This window comes from Pseudomonas sp. FGI182 (genome assembly GCF_000511325.1).
Taxonomy (GTDB): domain Bacteria; phylum Pseudomonadota; class Gammaproteobacteria; order Pseudomonadales; family Pseudomonadaceae; genus Aquipseudomonas; species Aquipseudomonas putida_Z.
In genome coordinates, this window is sequence record NZ_CP007012.1 from 4,646,069 (window position 1) to 4,663,735 (window position 17,667).

19 protein-coding genes are annotated in these 17,667 nt (G+C 63.1%); 13 read left to right on the forward strand and 6 right to left on the reverse strand.

From position 1 onward, the window contains the following. Positions 1-42: 42 nt before the first annotated feature. Positions 43-2,496, forward strand: a complete 2,454-nt coding sequence (locus C163_RS20415) for a ligase-associated DNA damage response DEXH box helicase (protein WP_025340382.1) — start codon at positions 43-45, stop codon at positions 2,494-2,496. After that, complete coding sequence (gene pdeM / locus C163_RS20420) at positions 2,493-3,146, forward strand: ligase-associated DNA damage response endonuclease PdeM (RefSeq protein ID WP_025340383.1); 654 nt, start codon at positions 2,493-2,495, stop codon at positions 3,144-3,146. Before C163_RS20415 ends, pdeM begins: the two co-directional genes overlap by 4 nt. A 10-nt stretch (positions 3,147-3,156) precedes the next feature. Here pdeM and C163_RS26790 read toward each other — a convergent pair whose 3' ends face one another. Both C163_RS26790 and dcd read right to left on the reverse strand, forming a co-directional pair. Then, complete coding sequence (locus C163_RS26790) at positions 3,157-3,384, reverse strand: hypothetical protein (RefSeq protein ID WP_003254918.1); 228 nt, start codon at positions 3,382-3,384, stop codon at positions 3,157-3,159. A gap of 93 nt (positions 3,385-3,477) precedes the next feature. Continuing rightward, positions 3,478-4,044: a dCTP deaminase gene (gene dcd, locus C163_RS20425; RefSeq protein ID WP_003258001.1), complete on the reverse strand. Its 567-nt coding sequence runs from the start codon at positions 4,042-4,044 to the stop codon at positions 3,478-3,480. Positions 4,045-4,372: 328 nt separating this feature from the next. Between dcd and C163_RS20430 the strand changes: the two genes are divergently transcribed. Next, entirely contained in the window at positions 4,373-4,582 is a 210-nt protein-coding gene (locus C163_RS20430) for a cold-shock protein (protein WP_003254922.1), read from the forward strand. Positions 4,583-4,767: 185 nt separating this feature from the next. Here the strand turns inward: C163_RS20430 and apbC are convergent, their stop codons facing one another. Beyond that, entirely contained in the window at positions 4,768-5,862 is a 1,095-nt protein-coding gene (apbC, locus tag C163_RS20435; RefSeq protein ID WP_012273870.1) for an iron-sulfur cluster carrier protein ApbC, read from the reverse strand. A gap of 158 nt (positions 5,863-6,020) precedes the next feature. Here apbC and metG point away from each other — a divergent pair, with 158 nt between their 5' ends. The 7 genes from metG (at position 6,021) to C163_RS27385 (ending at position 11,785) form a co-directional block, all read left to right on the forward strand. Continuing rightward, positions 6,021-8,060 carry a methionine--tRNA ligase gene (metG, locus tag C163_RS20440; protein WP_015271555.1) on the forward strand — a complete coding sequence of 680 codons (2,040 nt, stop codon included), beginning with the start codon at positions 6,021-6,023 and terminating at the stop codon, positions 8,058-8,060. 165 nt (positions 8,061-8,225) lie between these two features. Further along, complete coding sequence (locus C163_RS20445; protein ID WP_025340384.1) at positions 8,226-8,774, forward strand: Rnf-Nqr domain containing protein; 549 nt, start codon at positions 8,226-8,228, stop codon at positions 8,772-8,774. Continuing rightward, a complete protein-coding gene (locus tag C163_RS20450; protein WP_025340385.1) occupies positions 8,771-9,745 on the forward strand; it encodes an RnfABCDGE type electron transport complex subunit D in 975 nt (324 codons plus the stop codon). The genes C163_RS20445 and C163_RS20450 overlap by 4 nt, the downstream gene beginning before the upstream one ends. Next, entirely contained in the window at positions 9,742-10,344 is a 603-nt protein-coding gene (locus C163_RS20455; RefSeq protein ID WP_025340386.1) for an RnfABCDGE type electron transport complex subunit G, read from the forward strand. The genes C163_RS20450 and C163_RS20455 overlap by 4 nt, the downstream gene beginning before the upstream one ends. Continuing rightward, positions 10,337-10,861 carry an NADH:quinone oxidoreductase gene (locus tag C163_RS20460; RefSeq protein ID WP_025340387.1) on the forward strand — a complete coding sequence of 175 codons (525 nt, stop codon included), beginning with the start codon at positions 10,337-10,339 and terminating at the stop codon, positions 10,859-10,861. The genes C163_RS20455 and C163_RS20460 overlap by 8 nt, the downstream gene beginning before the upstream one ends. Positions 10,862-10,865: 4 nt before the next feature. Further along, positions 10,866-11,504 (forward strand): endonuclease III, encoded by a 639-nt coding sequence (gene nth, locus C163_RS20465; protein WP_025340388.1) that lies wholly within the window; start codon positions 10,866-10,868, stop codon positions 11,502-11,504. Positions 11,505-11,608: 104 nt separating this feature from the next. Further along, complete coding sequence (locus tag C163_RS27385; protein WP_003258006.1) at positions 11,609-11,785, forward strand: PA3496 family putative envelope integrity protein; 177 nt, start codon at positions 11,609-11,611, stop codon at positions 11,783-11,785. 43 nt (positions 11,786-11,828) lie between these two features. Here the strand turns inward: C163_RS27385 and C163_RS20475 are convergent, their stop codons facing one another. Beyond that, positions 11,829-12,449, reverse strand: a complete 621-nt coding sequence (locus C163_RS20475) for a response regulator transcription factor (protein WP_023660944.1) — start codon at positions 12,447-12,449, stop codon at positions 11,829-11,831. Between the two features lie 366 nt (positions 12,450-12,815). Between C163_RS20475 and C163_RS20480 the strand changes: the two genes are divergently transcribed. After that, positions 12,816-13,298, forward strand: coding sequence for a hypothetical protein (locus tag C163_RS20480; protein ID WP_025340389.1), 483 nt, complete (start codon positions 12,816-12,818; stop codon positions 13,296-13,298). A gap of 57 nt (positions 13,299-13,355) precedes the next feature. On the opposite strand, the gene C163_RS20485 is transcribed toward C163_RS20480, so the two are convergent. Beyond that, positions 13,356-14,573 (reverse strand): argininosuccinate synthase, encoded by a 1,218-nt coding sequence (locus C163_RS20485; RefSeq protein WP_013973956.1) that lies wholly within the window; start codon positions 14,571-14,573, stop codon positions 13,356-13,358. Positions 14,574-14,846: 273 nt separating this feature from the next. Then, positions 14,847-15,764: an OmpA family protein gene (locus tag C163_RS20490; protein WP_025340390.1), complete on the reverse strand. Its 918-nt coding sequence runs from the start codon at positions 15,762-15,764 to the stop codon at positions 14,847-14,849. 130 nt (positions 15,765-15,894) lie between these two features. Here C163_RS20490 and pyrC point away from each other — a divergent pair, with 130 nt between their 5' ends. Beyond that, the gene (pyrC, locus tag C163_RS20495) at positions 15,895-16,941 is read left to right on the forward strand and encodes a dihydroorotase (RefSeq protein ID WP_015271562.1); all 1,047 of its coding nucleotides are present in this window, start codon (positions 15,895-15,897) and stop codon (positions 16,939-16,941) included. 59 nt (positions 16,942-17,000) lie between these two features. Further along, complete coding sequence (rnt, locus tag C163_RS20500; protein ID WP_230388460.1) at positions 17,001-17,612, forward strand: ribonuclease T; 612 nt, start codon at positions 17,001-17,003, stop codon at positions 17,610-17,612. Positions 17,613-17,667 lie beyond the last annotated feature (55 nt).

Consider the following 17,667-nt stretch of genomic DNA (forward strand, 5'->3'; position numbering starts at 1 on the left):
GGTTGTCTGTAGAAACACAGCCACCGACGGACCCTATGCCCCATGCCCGCCGCCACCGACCTCGCCAAGGCCTGGTTCGCCAAGCGTGGCTGGAAGCCTTTCGCTTTCCAGCGCCGTGTATGGGCGGCCGTGGACCGGGGCGAATCCGGCTTGCTGCATGCCAGTACCGGTGCCGGCAAGACCTACGCGGTATGGCTCGCCGCGCTGCGGGCCTTCAAGGCCGAAGCCCAGGGGCGTCATGCTGCACCCTTGCAGGTGGTGTGGGTTACCCCCATGCGTGCCTTGGCCGCCGACACCGCCCGCGCGCTGCAGATGCCGCTGGACGACCTGGGCCTGCCCTGGAGCGTGGGCGTTCGCAGCGGCGACACCGGCAGCGCCGAACGTGCCCGGCAAGCACGGCGCCTGCCCAGCGTACTGGTCACTACCCCTGAAAGCCTTACGCTGCTGTTGACCCGGGCACAAGCCCGCGAAGACTTCGCCACGCTGCGCCTGGTAGTGGTGGACGAATGGCACGAACTGCTGGGCAACAAGCGCGGGGTACAACTGCAACTGGCCCTGGCCCACCTGCGCCACTGGCACCCGAGCCTGCCGACATGGGGCCTGTCCGCCACCCTCGGCAATCTTCAACATGCGCTGGACGTATTGCTGCCACAAGGCGGCTTGCTGGTACAAGGCCGACAAGACAAGCCGCTGCAGGTCGATACCCTGCTGCCAACGGCTATCGAGCGCTTCCCCTGGGCCGGGCACATGGGCTTGAAGATGCTCGACCAGGTCAGCCGGGAGATCGATGCCAGCACCAGTTGCCTGGTATTCACCAACACGCGGGCGCAGGCCGAACTCTGGTACCAGGCCCTGCTCGAAGCACGCCCCGACTGGGCCGGCCTGATTGCCTTGCACCATGCCTCGCTGGCCCGCGATACCCGTGACTGGGTCGAGCGCAGCCTCAAGCAAGGCAGCCTGAAGGCAGTGGTCTGCACCTCCAGCCTGGACCTGGGGGTGGACTTCCTGCCCGTGGAGCGAGTACTGCAGATCGGTTCCGCCAAGGGCATTGCCCGCCTCGTGCAACGGGCCGGGCGCTCCGGCCACGCGCCGGGGCGGCGCTCCCGGGTTACTCTGGTGCCCACCCACAGCCTGGAACTGGTGGAAGCAGCCGCCGCCAGGCAGGCCTTGGCAGCCGGGCACATCGAGGCCCGTCATTCGCCGCGCTTGTGCATGGACGTGCTGGTGCAACACCTGGTCAGCATGGCCCTGGGCAGTGGCTTTCACCCGGAGCAGTTACTGGCCGAAGTGCGCAGCACCTGGGCCTTTCGCGAGTTGCGCGACAGCCAGTGGCAATGGGCGCTGGACTTCGTCTGCCATGGCGGCAGTTCACTCAGCGCCTACCCGGACTACCAGCGCGTCGAGCGCCAGGCCGACGGTGCTTACCGGGTTGCCAGCGAACGCCTGGCACGTCGCCACCGCATGAGTATCGGTACTATCGTCAGCGACGCCAGCCTGCAGCTCAAGTACTGGAGCAAGGGCGGCGGAGGCAAGGAGCTGGGCAGCGTCGAAGAGGCGTTCATTGCCCGTTTGCGCCCTGGCGATACCTTGGTGTTCGCCGGGCGAGTGCTGGAACTGGTGCGCGTGGAAAACATGACCGCCTACGTACGCCGCAGCACCGCGCGCAAGGCAGCGGTCGCTCGCTGGAATGGTGGCCGCATGCCGCTTTCCAGCGAACTGGCCGACGCACTGGTCGAGCAGCTTGGCGCAGCATCCCAAGGGTGCTTCCAAGGCCCGGAGATGCGTGCAGTGCGCCCTCTGCTGACCTTGCAGGCGCTATGGTCGGCGCTGCCCACCCCCGGCACGCTGCTGGCCGAGACCTTCAAGTCGCGCCAAGGTTGGCACCTGTTCCTGTACCCGTTCGCCGGACGCATGGCCAACCTTGGCCTGGCCAACCTGATTGCCTGGCGAGTGAGCCGCGTGCAGCCGCTTTCGGTTTCGATTGCCGTCAATGACTACGGGTTCGAACTGCTCAGCCCGGGCAACGTGGACTGGGCAACGCACCTGCCGCAGGCGCTGGGTACCGAACACCTGCTGGAGGATGTGCTGGCCAGCCTCAATGCTGGAGAAATGGCATTGCGCCGTTTTCGCGAGATCGCGCAGATTGCCGGGCTGGTGTTTGGCGGGTATCCGGCGGCGCAGAAAAGCCTGAGGCAGATCCAGGCCTCCAGCGGTTTGTTCTATGAGGTATTTCTCAAGCACGACGCCGGCAACTTGCTGCTGGCTCAGGCACGGGACGAAGTGCTGAATGAGGAACTGGAGATCGAGCGGCTGCACCGTCAATTGCTGAAAATGGGGCAGTTACGGCTGGAACTGCGCCAGCTTGAGCGGCCCGGGCCGTTGGCATTTGCCTTGCTGGTGGAAGGCATGCGCGAAACGTTGAGCACCGAGAAACTGGCGGACCGGATTGCCAGGATGGTCGCGGAACTGAACAGTGCGGCGGACGCAACGGAATGACCAACTTCCTATCCATCGAACACCATGGCCAGGTGCTCTGGCTGCTTTCGGACAAGGCCATCTACTGGCCAGCCCGTCGTGCCCTGCTGGTGGCCGACGTGCACATCGGCAAGGCAGCAAGCTATCGTGCCCTGCACCAACCGGTGCCACGCGGCACCACCGAAGCGACACTCGAGCGCCTGGATGCATTGCTGGCCGCGCATGATTGCGAGCAACTGATCGTTCTTGGCGATTTCCTGCATGCACGAACAGCGCGGGCGCCAGCAACGCTCACCAGGCTGCAGACATGGAGGGAACGGCACAAGGCCCTGAAAATCGTGCTGATACGCGGCAATCATGATCGCAACGCCGGTGATCCACCCGTGTCGCTCGAAATAGAAGTCATGAACGAACCCTGGCTGCTTGAACCCTTCGCGCTCCAGCACGAACCCGAACCGCACCCCAGCCACCCGGTACTGGCAGGCCATGTACATCCGGTATTTGTACTGCGTGGCAAGGCTCGGCAACGCCTGCGACTGCCCTGCTTCCTGATCGATGGCCAGGTCAGCCTGTTGCCGGCGTTCGGTGAATTCACCGGGGGTTGGGAAATCGCGCCCACGAGCGCCAGCCGGGTGTACCTGGCAGGGGCAGACCGTGTCTGGGCGCTCTAGCGGAGTTAACTCAGGCTACAGGCGCCGGAGGAGGCTCATCAGGCAAGGTTGGCTCGCCCGGTTCCATGGGTGGTGTTTCACCGGGCTCCGGCGGTTGCGGGGTATCCGGGTCAGGCTGGTGGGGTACGCCGCCCGCCTGCATGGGCAGCGGGTGTGCCAGCAGAGACCATGGCAGCAACCCGACGTGGTTGGGCTGCAGACCTGCCAGCTTGGCACTGATTGCGGGGTGGAGTTTCATTGGCTGCTCCTGACAAGGCCGCTGCGCATCATGCGCACCGGCGTTATCCAGTTGGAGTGCCAAAGGCGCGGGGAATTCCCCGCGCTCGTCGGCTCAGGTACGCGGCAGGGTGACGCCGCGTTGGCCCTGGTACTTGCCGCCACGGTCCTTGTACGACACTTCGCATTCTTCGTCGGACTGCAGGAACAGCATCTGGGCCACACCTTCGTTGGCGTAGATCTTCGCCGGCAGCGTGGTGGTGTTGGAGAACTCCAGTGTCACATGGCCTTCCCACTCGGGCTCGAGCGGGGTGACGTTGACGATGATGCCGCAACGGGCGTAGGTGCTCTTGCCCAGGCAGATGGTCAGCACATCACGCGGAATGCGGAAATACTCGACGGTGCGCGCCAGGGCGAAGGAGTTCGGCGGGATGATGCATACGTCGCTCTTGATGTCGACGAAACTGCCGGCATCGAAGTTCTTCGGGTCGACGGTGGCCGAGTTGATGTTGGTAAACACCTTGAATTCGTCGGCGCAGCGCACGTCGTAGCCGTAGCTGGAGACGCCGAAGGAGATCACCCGGCTGTCCTGTTCGCCGCGCACCTGGCGCTCGACGAACGGTTCGATCATGCCGTGTTCCTGCGCCATGCGGCGAATCCACTTGTCCGATTTGATGCTCATGGCGGGGTGTCCTGAAGAGTTGCGAGGTGAAAATTCGAGACGCGCATCTTACCGGTCCCGGCGCCCAGGTTAAAGTTCCATGCCTCATCCCGCGCCGGGCGGGGGCTGCAGCCGCCGTCGATCCGAATTTGCGTAAAGCGCCTTCTGACCATTGGCAGGTTGCGGAAAGTGGGGTAAGGTGGCGCCACTGTGCTGCACGTGACACCGAGAATCTCTAGTTTGATGCACGATCCTGATCGGCCCATCGCTGAATTTTCTGCTCTCTTTGCGCTCAGTCCCGGCCAGGGTTTTTCCTGACCGTTATCAAATTGTCCAAGGAGACAGAAAAATGTCCAACCGTCAATCCGGTGTTGTTAAGTGGTTCAACGATGAGAAAGGCTACGGCTTCATCACCCCTCAGTCGGGCGACGACCTGTTCGTGCACTTCAAAGCCATCCAAGCTGACGGCTTCAAAACCCTGAAAGAAGGCCAGGCTGTTACTTTCGTCGCTACCCGCGGCCAGAAAGGCATGCAGGCTGAAGAAGTTCAGATCGCCTAAGTCGATCGAAGCTTCCTAGCTTTCAAAAAACCCGCCTTCTGGCGGGTTTTTTTATGCCTGGCCGAAAGACCGAGTCGGCCTCTTCGCGGGTAAACCCGCTCCCACAGGGACCGCGCGGTACTTGAAGGCTGCGCTGTACCTGTGGGAGCGGGTTTACCCGCGAAGCAGGCGACTCGGTTTGCCAGTCAATCTTCGCTGATGGTAATGCTAGGCATCGCCGGCGCAGCAGCTTCCTGCAGCACGATCCGCGCGCCCACCTGGCGGGCCAGTTCCTGATAGACCATGGCAATCTGGCTTTCCGGCTCGGCGATCGCCGTCGGCTTGCCACTATCGGCCTGCTCGCGGATCAGCATCGACAGCGGCAACGATGCCAGCAGGTCGACGCCATACTGGCTCGCCAGCTTCTCGCCACCGCCTTCGCCGAACAGATGCTCGGCATGGCCGCAGTTCGAGCAGATGTGCACGGCCATGTTCTCCACCACGCCCAGCACCGGGATGTTGACCTTGCGGAACATCTCCACGCCCTTCTTGGCATCCAGCAAGGCCAGGTCCTGTGGGGTGGTGACGATCACCGAACCGGCCACCGGTACCTTCTGCGCCAGGGTCAGCTGGATGTCACCGGTGCCCGGCGGCATGTCGATCACCAGGTAATCCAGGTCGTCCCAGGCAGTCTGGGTCACCAGCTGCAGCAGCGCGCCGGAAACCATCGGGCCACGCCATACCATCGGCGTATTATCGTCGGTCAGGAACGCCATGGACATGACTTCCACGCCATGGGCCTTGATCGGCACGAACCACTTCTGCTCGCGAATCTGCGGACGGGTGCCTTCGGCGATGCCGAACATCACGCCCTGGCTGGGGCCATAGATATCGGCATCGAGAATACCCACCCGCGCACCCTCGCGGGCCAGCGCCAGGGCCAGGTTGGCCGCGGTGGTCGACTTGCCCACACCGCCCTTGCCCGAGGCCACGGCGATGATGTTCTTGACGTTGGCCATTGCCGGCACCTGGGCCTGGGCCTTGTGCGCGGCCACCACGCAGTCGATCGACACCTGGGCACCGCTGACGCCCTCGAGGTTGCCGATGGCGGTCTGCAACACCTGGGCCCAGCCGTTCTTGAACAGCCCTGCGGCATAACCCAGCTGCAACTGCACGCTGACCTGCCCGCCCTGGATATCGATGGCGCGCACGCAGCCGGCGCTGACCGGGTCCTGGTTCAGGTAGGGGTCGGTGTACTGGCGAAGCACGCCCTCGACGGCGGCACGGGTGACGGCACTCATGGAGACTCCCAATGGCAAACTGAATGTAAAACAGACGCCTATCCTAACCCGTCAATCGTCAGCAGATGCGCATGCGGGGTGAAATATCTTCGCCAGCCCTTTATAGTGGCCGATCAACCTCATTTTTACCCCGTCGCCAGATAAGTAGCCGAGCCACCATGTCCGAGCCACGTCAGATTCTCGTCACCAGCGCCTTGCCCTATGCCAACGGATCGATCCACCTTGGCCATATGCTCGAGTACATCCAGACAGACATGTGGGTCCGCTTCCAGAAGCTGCGCGGCAACCAGTGCATCTACGTCTGCGCCGACGACGCCCACGGTTCGGCCATCATGCTGCGCGCCGAGAAGGAAGGCATCACCCCGGAACAGCTGATCGCCAACGTCCAGGCCGAACACAGCAGCGACTTCGCCGACTTCCTGGTGGATTTCGACAATTTCCACTCCACCCACAGCGAAGAAAACCGCGAGCTGTCGGGCCTGATCTACGCGCGCCTGCGTGACGCCGGGCACATCGCCACCCGTTCGGTGACCCAGTACTTCGACCCGGAAAAGGGCATGTTCCTCGCCGACCGCTTCATCAAGGGCACCTGCCCCAAGTGCGCGGCCGAAGACCAGTACGGCGACAACTGCGAAAAATGCGGCGCCACCTACGCGCCCACCGAGCTGAAGAACCCCAAGTCGGCGATCTCCGGCGCCACCCCGGTACTGCGTGATTCCCAGCACTTCTTCTTCAAGCTGCCAGACTTCCAGGCCATGCTGCAGCAGTGGACCCGTAGCGGCACGCTGCAGGACGCGGTAGCCAACAAGCTGGCCGAATGGCTGGACTCGGGCCTGCAGGAATGGGACATCTCCCGCGACGCGCCGTACTTCGGCTTCGAGATCCCGGGCGAGCCAGGCAAGTACTTCTACGTGTGGCTGGACGCACCGATCGGCTACATGGCCAGCTTTAAGAACCTCTGCGCACGCCGCCCGGAGCTGGACTTCGACGCGTTCTGGAACGAGGGCTCCAAGGCCGAGCTGTATCACTTCATCGGCAAGGACATCGTCAACTTCCACGCCCTGTTCTGGCCAGCCATGCTCGAAGGCGCCGGCTTCCGCAAACCGAGCGCGGTCAACGTGCACGGCTACCTGACTGTGAACGGCGCCAAGATGTCCAAGTCGCGCGGTACCTTCATCAAGGCCCGCACCTACCTCGACCACCTGCAGCCGGAATACCTGCGTTACTACTACGCGGCCAAGCTGGGCCGTGGCGTCGATGACCTGGACCTGAACCTGGAAGACTTCGTGCAGAAGGTCAACTCCGACCTGGTCGGCAAGGTGGTCAACATCGCCAGCCGCTGCGCCGGTTTCATCCACAAAGGCAACGAAGGCGTGATGGTGGCTGGCGATGCCGCACCGGAGCTGACCGAAGCCTTCCTGGCGGCTGCCCCGTCGATCGCCGACGCCTATGAAGGCCGCGACTTCGGCCGTGCCATGCGCGAAATCATGGCGCTGGCTGACCGTGCCAACGCCTGGATCGCCGACAAGGCCCCATGGTCGCTGGCCAAACAGGAAGGTAAGCAGGATGAAGTGCAGGCCATCTGCGCCCAGGGCATCAACCTGTTCCGCCAACTGGTGATCTTCCTCAAGCCTGTCCTGCCAGTGCTGGCCGCCGACGCCGAGGCCTTCCTCAACGTGGCACCGCTGACCTGGAACGACCACCTGTCGCGCCTGGAAAACCACCAGCTGAACCCGTTCAAGGCGCTGATGAGCCGTATCGAACCGGCCAAGGTCGAAGCCATGGTCGCCGCCAGCAAGGAAGACCTGCTGGCCGCCGAAGCCAAGGCCCCGGCCGGCAACGGCGAGCTGGCCAAGGACCCGCTGTCGGCGGAAATCGAGTTCGACACCTTCGCAGCCGTCGACCTGCGCGTGGCGCTGATCGTCAAGGCCGAGGCCGTGCCGGGTGCCGACAAGCTGCTGCAACTGACCCTGGACATCGGTGACGAGCGCCGCAACGTGTTCTCCGGCATCAAGTCGGCCTACCCCGACCCGTCCCAGCTGGAAGGCCGCCTGACCATGATGGTGGCCAACCTCAAGCCACGCAAGATGCGCTTTGGCGTGTCCGAAGGCATGGTCATGGCGGCCGGGCCTGGCGGTGAAGAGATCTACCTGCTGAGCCCGGACAGCGGTGCCAAGCCGGGCCAGCGCATCAAGTAACAAAACCTGCTGGACCTTGTGGGAGCGGGCGTGCCCGCGAAACTGACTGCGCGGTGCATAGCACCGGCGTTGCCGGTGTTCGCGGGCACGCCCGCTCTCACAATGACTCCGGCCCCTTGATGCCAAACCCGGACAATCGCCCCGATTCCCGGCTATCGTCATCTCATGAGCGACTACATCCTGGTCCTGATCAGCGCTGCGCTGGTCAATCACCTGTGCCTGCAACAACAGCCATTCCCCAGGCTGCACCTCCACGTGCACGGCCTCGCCTGCGCACTGTGCATTGCCTTGGGGGTGATCGGCGCACAACTACTGGTGCGCGGGTTGCTTGCCCCGCTGCAGGCCCAGGACCTTGCCCTGTTCCTGTTGCTGCCCTGGCTGGCCGTGCTTGCCTGGGGCGTGCCATGGCTGCTGACAAGGTGGCGCCCGAGCTGGCCGGTGACGCAACTGCCCGCGCTGCTGTTGAGCAACGCGGTAGTACTGGGGTTGGCCCTGCAACAGGCAAGCGACGACAGCACATGGCTCGCTATCTTGCTGCAAGGCCTGCTGGCCGGCGGCAGCTTCTGGCTGGCGTTGGTGCTGTTCGCCGACCTGCGCCAGCGCAGCGCTCATGCCGACGTCCCCGGGGCAATGCGCGGCCTGCCCATCGAACTGCTTGGGGCCGGGGTAATGGCCATGGCGTTTTCCGGCTTCAACGGGCTGTTCGCCCAATGACCGGCAAGCCCGACCCGCGGCTACGCACCAGCATGGGCCTGGTGTTGCTGGCCTGCGTACCTGGCCTGCTGGCGCTGTTCTGGCTGCATGGCTGGAGTTTGCTACTGAACCTGTTGCTGTGCGCCAGCGCCGCGCTACTGTGCGAGGCGCTGTTGCTTACCTTGCGAGCACAACCGCTGCGCACGGCGCTGAACGACGGCAGCGCGCTGGTGACCGCCGTGCTGCTGGCCGCCGCCCTGCCCACCCTGGCGCCCTGGTGGTTGCCTGTGGTCGCAGCCAGTGTTGCCATCGGCATCGGCAAGCAGGCCTTTGGCGGGGTCGGGCGCAACCTGTTCAACCCGGCCATGGTCGGCTACGCCTTCGTGCTGCTGAGCTTCCCGTTGCAGATGAACCATTGGCCAGGGCCGGCACCAGGCCTGCTCGACAGCCTGCAGCTGGTGTTCGCCGGCGGCGAGCAGATCGATGCCTGGGCCCGGCCGACACTGCTCGACGGCCTGCGCCACAACCGCAGCCTGACCATCGATGAACTGTTCGCCAGCCACCCGGGCTTCGGCAGCATCGGTGGGCAGGGCAGCGAATGGGTCAACCTGGCGTTCCTGCTGGGCGGCCTGTTTTTGCTGCAACGCAAGGTGATCAGCTGGCATGCGCCGGTTGGCCTGCTGGCAGGGTTGTTCCTGTTCAGCCTGCTGGGCTGGAATGGGTCGGGTTCGGACTCCAACGGCTCCCCCCTGCTGCACCTGTTCTCCGGCTCGACCATGATGGCGGCGTTCTTCATTGCCACTGAACCGGTGTCCGGCCCCCGGCAGGAGTGGGCGAAGCTGGGGTTTGGCCTGGGGGCGGGCCTGCTGATCTACCTGATCCGCACCTGGGGCAGCTACCCGGACGGTACGGCGTTCGCCATCCTGCTGATGAACCTCATGGCGCCGAGCCTCGAACGCCTGGCTTTGCAGCGCCAGCAGGTTGCACGATGAAGCGCCTGGTACGTGATGTGGGCCTGTTGCTACTGATCGGGGTACTGGCACTGTCGGCCACCCTGGCCTGGCGGCACTGGACCAGCGCGGCCATCGCCGACGCCGAGAAACAACTGAATAGCCGTCAGCGGCTGGCAGTGCTGCCAGAAGGCAGTTACGACAACCAGCCCCTGGACAGCCCGCTGCCCAGGCCCGCCGCACAGCGGCCAAACAGCCGTATCCTGGCAGCTTACCGGGCGACGCTGGCAGGCAAGCCGGCCGCCATCATCCTGGTCACCCAGGCCCAGGGCTATGCCGGGCCGATCGTGCTGAGCGTGGCCATCACCCCGGACGGCCGGCTGATCGGCAGCCAGGTGGTCGAGCAACAGGAAAGCCCCGGGCTGGGTGCACGCCTGGGTGATCCGCAGCTGAACTGGCTTGGGCAATTTGCCAACCGCCAGTTGGGCGATCGCTGGGCGCTGAAGCGCGACCAGGGCGACTTTGACCAGTTGGCCGGCGCAACCGTGACCTCACGGGCGGTGATCGGCGCGCTGCAGGAGGCGCTGAGCTACTTCGATGAGCAGCGCAGCGTATTGCTGGAGGGCGCCATGCATGAATAGGTTCTGCCTGCTCGGCGCAAGCCTGGTGCCCCTGTTGGGCGCCACCCGAACACTGAGCGAAGGCGCCACCATCGGCGTGTGTGCGGTGCTGATGAGCAGCCTTCACCAGCTATTGCTGGCCCCCCTGCGCCAGCGGCTTGCCACCTGGACCTATGTGCTGGCCAGCCTGCTGCTGTTGGCGGCCCTGGCCAGTTGCCTGCAACTGGCACTGCGTGCCTGGCTGCTGCCAGTGGCACTTGCCCTCGGCCACTACCCAGCACTGCTGTGCCTGCAATGCCTGGCCACTGACCACCTTCTGCCCGATCAAGGGCGTTGGCGCCTGCTCGCTGGCCACCTTTGTGCGCTGCTTGCCACATGCCTGCTGCTCGGCGCCAGCCGCCAATGGTTGGCCGACGGTACCGGCCTGCACCTGGCCAGCCTGGCCCCGGGCGCCTTGCTACTGCTCGGACTGCTGTTGGCCTTGTACAATCGCCTGCGTCCGGGCCCCGCCCAACCACGTCGTCAAGGAAAGCTCTGATTTCATGAATGCCGCCAAACGCCTGGAGATCTTTCGCAGGCTGCACGAAGACAACCCCGACCCAAAGACCGAACTGGCCTACACCACCCCGTTCGAACTGCTGGTCGCCGTGACACTGTCTGCGCAGTCCACCGATGTCGGCGTCAACAAGGCCACCGCACGCCTGTTCCCGGTCGCCAACACCCCCGAGGCCATCTATGCGCTGGGCGTCGAAGGCCTGAGCGAGTACATCAAGACCATTGGCTTGTACAACAGCAAGGCCAAGAACGTCATCGAAGCCTGCCGACTGCTGATCGAACGCCATGGCAGCCAGGTACCGCAAACCCGCGAAGCCCTGGAGGCGCTGCCCGGCGTGGGCCGCAAGACAGCCAACGTGGTGCTCAACACGGCGTTCCGCCAGCCAACCATGGCGGTGGATACCCATATCTTCCGGGTCAGCAACCGCACAGGCATTGCGCCAGGCAAGACGGTGCTGGAAGTGGAGAAAAAGCTGATCAAGTTCGTGCCAAAGGATTACCTGCTCGACGCCCACCATTGGCTGATCCTGCACGGGCGCTATGTGTGCCAGGCACGCAAGCCGCGCTGCGGCAGTTGCCGGATCGAAGACTTGTGCGAGTACAAGCACAAGACCTCCGACGATTGAGTCGATAGCTGGAAACCACCTGCAGCGATTGAAAAAATCTTTTTTACCAGCGTCTGCTTTCTGGTTATAAGGACGGCCAATGGCCCCTTGGCTTGGAGCGACTCATGAGTAGCGATAAAGACGACCTGTCGATCGAAGATGATTTTGTTGCCGCGGATGACGAAGCGGAACCCCAGGTAGAAACCGCAAAGACCAACCTGAGCAAGCGCCGCACCATCGATAATATGCTGGAAGAAAGGCGCCTGCAAAAGCAGCTGGCCGACTTCGACTACGATCTGTAACCCTGGCAAAGCCTCCTGGCTGGAGGCTTTACGGCCTTGGCGGTCAGTTCAACCCTTGCCGCTGCGCCAGCTCGATCAGGTCGACCAGCGAGCGCGCATTGAGCTTGAGCAACAGGCGCGACTTGTAGGTACTGACCGTCTTGTTGCTGAGGAACATGCTGTCGGCAATCTCCTTGTTGGAACGCCCTCGCGCCAGCTGTTGCAACACGGTCATCTCGCGCGCCGAGAGGCGGTTGACCATATCCGTCTCGCTTCCGCCCCTGCCACGTGACACATGCAAGGCCTGGTTGGGGAAGTAGCTGTAGCCCGACAGTACGGCCTTGATGGCGCTCAGCAGCTCGGTGAGTTCCTGCTGCTTGCACACATACCCCGCCGCCCCCGCCTGCATGCAGCGCATCGAGAAGTTGCCTGGGGCCTGCGATGTCAGCACCAGCACCTTGCTGCCCGGGCTGAAAGTTGTCATGCGACCGATAACCTCCAGGCCATCCAGCTTGGGGATACCGATATCGAGCACCACGATATCCGGCAGGTGTTGCCGTGTGAGTTGCAGCGCAGCCACCCCGTTGTCGGTTTCCGCCACGACGTCATACCCATGCCGCTCCATCAGCATGCGTACGGCCAGGCGTATGACCGGATGATCATCCACGATAAGCACTTTATTCATGCGATATCCATTCATTGCTTTTGCTATGGCCCGCCAAGATAACCTACAGAACGCTTACTGGCGCGGTGATTTACCGACGAAATATATGAACAGATAGAACCTACAACACTTACAGAAATTTCCTACACTCAACTGATGCACTTGTAACAATCAAATTCCCTGCTACCGAATGAACGGTATCACCGGCCGGTAAAAGTGCACCAGTTGAAAACCGGCCGACACCTCGGGAAATACTCAGTTCAAATGCGCTGAACAAACACCGTCATCAGGATTTCGAGCGATTATTCTCACCCGGGAAACGATCCAGCCTTTAGTTGAGCATCGCCGTAAGGTAAAGATGTGCAAAATCGCTGGAGACGACCCCATATGCACCAAGTACAACCTGTCGCCCCGCTGACGATCATTGCCATCTTCGCAGGGATTATCGAAGCCTCCGCCCTTGCCACATTGCCGTTTCTCAGCGAATCCAGCCAAAAGCTCTATACCTGGTTCCTGGTGGGCTTCCCATTCTTCCTGACGGCACTGTTCTTCCTCACGCTCAACTTCAATTACAAGTCGTTCTACGACCCTTCATCAAACAGGACGGCAAATGACAACACGTCGACACAGAGCGATGTGGCCAAACATGCAATGCCTGGTAATACCAGCGAAGCGCTGCAGGGCGAGCCTGTCACATTCATGTTTTCCGGCCCCGATGCCTATCGCATGATGGAGCAGCAATTGCTGTCCGCCCTTGCCCAACCGCCGCAGCAAGCGCGCACGTGGCGCTTTTGCAACCTGGATAGACGCCAGTGCGCACAACTATCGATCAGCGCGCTTGATGGACAGCAGGCGAACGACGGCCATTGATATCACAGACAAAAAAACCCCGGCCTGGGCCGGGGTTCTTGTTTCACATGCCAGCGATCAGAGCAGCGAGCGGCCCTTGTTGGCAGCAATGCGCATACGCAGGGCGTTGAGCTTGATGAAGCCCGCTGCGTCCGCCTGGTTGTAGGCGCCGCCATCTTCCTCGAAGGTAGCGATGTTGGCATCGAACAGCGAGTCGTCCGACTTGCGGCCGACAACGGTTACGTTGCCCTTGTACAGCTTCAGGCGTACCACGCCGTTCACGTTGACCTGCGAAGCGTCGATCATCTGCTGCAGCATCAGACGCTCCGGGCTCCACCAGTAGCCGGTGTAGATCAGGCTGGCGTACTTCGGCATCAGCTCATCCTTCAGGTGAGCGACTTCGCGGTCCAGGGTGATCGACTCGATGGCACGGTGGGCTTTGAGCATGATGGTGCCGCCTGGGGTCTCGTAGCAGCCACGCGACTTCATGCCGACGTAACGGTTCTCGACGATGTCCAGACGGCCGATGCCATTGGCACCACCGATACGGTTCAGGTCGGCCAGGACAGTGGCCGGGGTCTTCTCGACACCGTCGATGGCAACGATGTCACCGTTGCGGTAGGTCAGCTCGATGTAGGTAGCCTGGTCCGGGGCGTTCTCGGGCGAGACGCTCCAGCGCCACATGTCTTCTTCGTGCTCGGTCCAGGTATCTTCCAGGACACCGCCTTCGTAGGAGATGTGCAGCAGGTTGGCGTCCATCGAGTACGGCGACTTCTTCTTGCCGTGGCGCTCGATCGGGATGCCGTGCTTCTCGGCGTAGTCCATCAGCTTCTCGCGGGACAGCAGGTCCCACTCACGCCATGGGGCGATTACCTTGACGCCTGGCTTCAGGGCGTAGGCACCCAGTTCGAAACGCACCTGGTCGTTGCCTTTGCCGGTGGCGCCGTGGGAAATGGCGTCGGCGCCGGTTTCGTTGGCGATTTCGATCAGGCGCTTGGCGATCAGCGGACGGGCGATCGAAGTACCCAGCAGGTACTCGCCCTCGTAGACGGTGTTGGCGCGGAACATCGGGAACACGAAATCACGCACGAACTCTTCGCGCAGGTCGTCGATGTAGATCTCTTTAACGCCCATTGCCTGGGCCTTGGCACGAGCCGGCTCGACCTCTTCGCCCTGACCCAGGTCAGCGGTGAAGGTCACCACTTCGCAGTTGTAGGTATCCTGCAGCCACTTGAGAATCACCGAAGTATCAAGGCCGCCGGAATACGCCAGTACGACCTTTTTTACGTCCGCCATGCCATCACTCCACGGGGTTGTACGGAAAGGGATCGATTCTAACGACGTTACGGATAAATTTACAGTGGGGCGACAGCTTCTGACGACAAAGCGACAGGAAGTTTCGGAAGGGCGACTTACCGTCGGAAAGTATGAAATGCCGTGTAGGAGCGGCCTTGTGTCGCGATGGGCTGCGCAGCAGCCCCGGCAGTTTTCGCTGCATAGCTGAGATCCAGGGGCTGCTGCGCAGCCCATCGCGACACAAGGCCGCTCCTACAGAAAGCTCCGCAACCTTCAGGACTTGGCAGGTGTTGGCTCAGGGGCCTTTTCGACAGGCTTCTCCACCGGCTTCTCGATCACCGTCACCCGATCCAGTTCAATATTCACCCGACGATTACGCGCCCGGTTGGCAGCATTGGTGTTCTTCGCCAATGGGTAACGCTCGCCATGGAAACGCACGGTAATCTGCTCTTCCGGAACGCCATGGGCCTTGAGGTAGTCGGCCACCGCCAGTGCCCGGCGGCGCGACATGTCGCGATTGGTCAGGCGGTTGCCACTGTTGTCGGAGTGGCCGTTGAGCTCGACATGGTTCACCGTCGGGTCGGCCTTCATGTAGTCGAGGATCACGTCCAGCCGCGCCTTGGCCGCACCATCCAGCTCGAAGCCGCCCCCGGGGAAGCCCACCTGGGTCTGGCGCACCTGGTCGTAATTCATCGGCAGCAGCTTGCCGGCACAGGCCTGATAGTCGCTGTAGGCCTTGGCGAAGCTGACCGGTAGCACACGCACTTCCATCGGCCTGCCCGCCTCGCCGGCGTAATTGCGTACCACCGTGCTGCGGCCATCGAGCAGGCCGTTGATCAGGCGGCTGGCCTGGCCCTGGGACGAACTGAACAGCACCCCGGTGCGAGCCATGCGCACGCTGCCCAGGTTGATATCACTGCGCCCGGGTTGCCACGGCGCAGCGGCTGCCAGCAAGGTGGCTGTGCCCGCCCCCAGAACGTTGCTGTCCGAACGCAGCTGGAACACCGGCTGCTCGCCCGCGCGGCGCACGAACTCGCCACTGCCGAAGCCGTCGATCGGCTGGATCAGCCGGCACTCGAACTGGTCACCCTCGACCTTCCAGGCGATGTTCTCCATGCGCGTCTGGAAGGTCAGCGCGCCGGCCGGCAGGCTGGCGAACAGGGTCAACAGGGCTAGGTAACGCTGGCGCACGGGCGGCTCCACAAATTCTGACGGCTTACCTGCAGGCTATCGGACGCCTGCCGGAAAACTTGATAGCCGTGCTCCACCCAGGGTTTTCCGGTAGCATTGAGGCTTGAGTTCGACCCGCCTGGAATCCCCAATGTCCGATCGCCTGACCCTCCTGCGTCCCGACGACTGGCACATCCATCTGCGCGATGGTGCCGTCCTGCCCCACACCGTTGGCGACGTGGCGCGTACTTTCGCCCGTGCCATCATCATGCCCAACCTGGTTCCGCCGGTACGCAATGCCGTCGAGGCCGGCGCCTACCGTGAGCGCATCCTGGCCGCCCGCCCGGCTGGCAGCCGCTTCGAGCCGCTGATGGTGCTGTACCTCACCGACCGCACCAGCCCCGAGGACATCCGCGCGGCCAAGGCCAGCGGTTTCGTGTACGCCGCCAAGCTGTACCCTGCCGGCGCCACCACCAACTCCGACTCGGGCGTGACCAGCATCGACAACATCTTCCCGGCCATCGAGGCGCTGGCGGAAGTTGGCATGCCGCTACTGGTGCATGGCGAAGTGACCCGCAGCGAGATCGACGTGTTCGACCGCGAGAAGCGCTTCATCGACGAGCACATGCGCCGTGTGGTCGAGCGCTTCCCGACGCTGAAGGTGGTATTCGAGCACATCACCACCAGCGATGCCGCGCAGTTCGTCACCGAGGCCCCGGCCAACGTCGGCGCGACCATCACCGCGCAGCACCTGCTGTACAACCGCAACCACATGCTGGTTGGCGGCATTCGCCCGCACTTCTACTGCCTGCCGATCCTCAAGCGCAACACCCACCAGGTGGCGCTGCTGGACGCGGCCACCAGCGGCAACCCGAAGTTCTTCCTGGGTACCGACTCGGCCCCGCACGCCCGCCACGCCAAGGAAGCCGCCTGCGGTTGTGCCGGTTGCTACACCGCCTACGCGGCCATCGAGATGTACGCCGAAGCATTCGAGCAGCGTAACGCGCTGGACAAGCTGGAAGGCTTCGCCAGCCTGCACGGCCCGGCGTTCTACGGCCTGCCGGCGAACACCGACACCATTACCCTGGTCCGCGAAGAATGGACCGCCCCGGACAGCCTGCCGTTTGGCGAGCAGACCGTGGTCCCGCTGCGCGCCGGCGAAAAACTGCGCTGGCGCCTGCTGGAGGAAAACGCGTGAGCGAAGACCTCTACGAAGACGACCTGGACACCCAAGGCAGCAGCGGCTCGCGCCACCCGATGGCCGAGCGCTTCCGCGGCTATCTGCCGGTAGTAGTGGATGTTGAAACCGGCGGCTTCAACAGCGCTACCGATGCCCTGCTGGAAATTGCCGCTGTCACCATCGGCATGGACGAAAAGGGCTTTCTGTTCCCCGAGCACACCTACTTCCACCGGGTGGAGCCATTCGAGGGCGCCAACATCGAGGCGGCCGCGCTGGAGTTCACCGGGATCAAGCTGGACCACCCGCTGCGCATGGCGGTCAGCGAGGAAAGTGCGCTGACCGACATCTTCCGCGGCGTACGCAAGGCGCTCAAGGCCAATGGCTGCAAGCGGGCGATCCTGGTCGGCCACAACAGCAGCTTCGACCTGGGCTTCCTCAATGCAGCGGTAACGCGCAATGACCTGAAGCGCAACCCGTTCCACCCGTTCTCCAGCTTCGACACCGCTACCCTGGCGGGCCTGGCTTACGGCCAGACCGTACTGGCGCGGGCCTGCCAGAGCGCCGACATCGACTTCGACGGGCGTGAGGCGCACTCGGCGCGTTATGACACCGAGAAGACGGCCGAGCTGTTCTGCGGCATCGTCAACCGCTGGAAAGAGATGGGCGGCTGGCGCGATTTCAACGATTGAGTTGAAAAAGCATTCGCGGGCTTGCCCACTCCCACAGGGATCGCACAATGGCTGA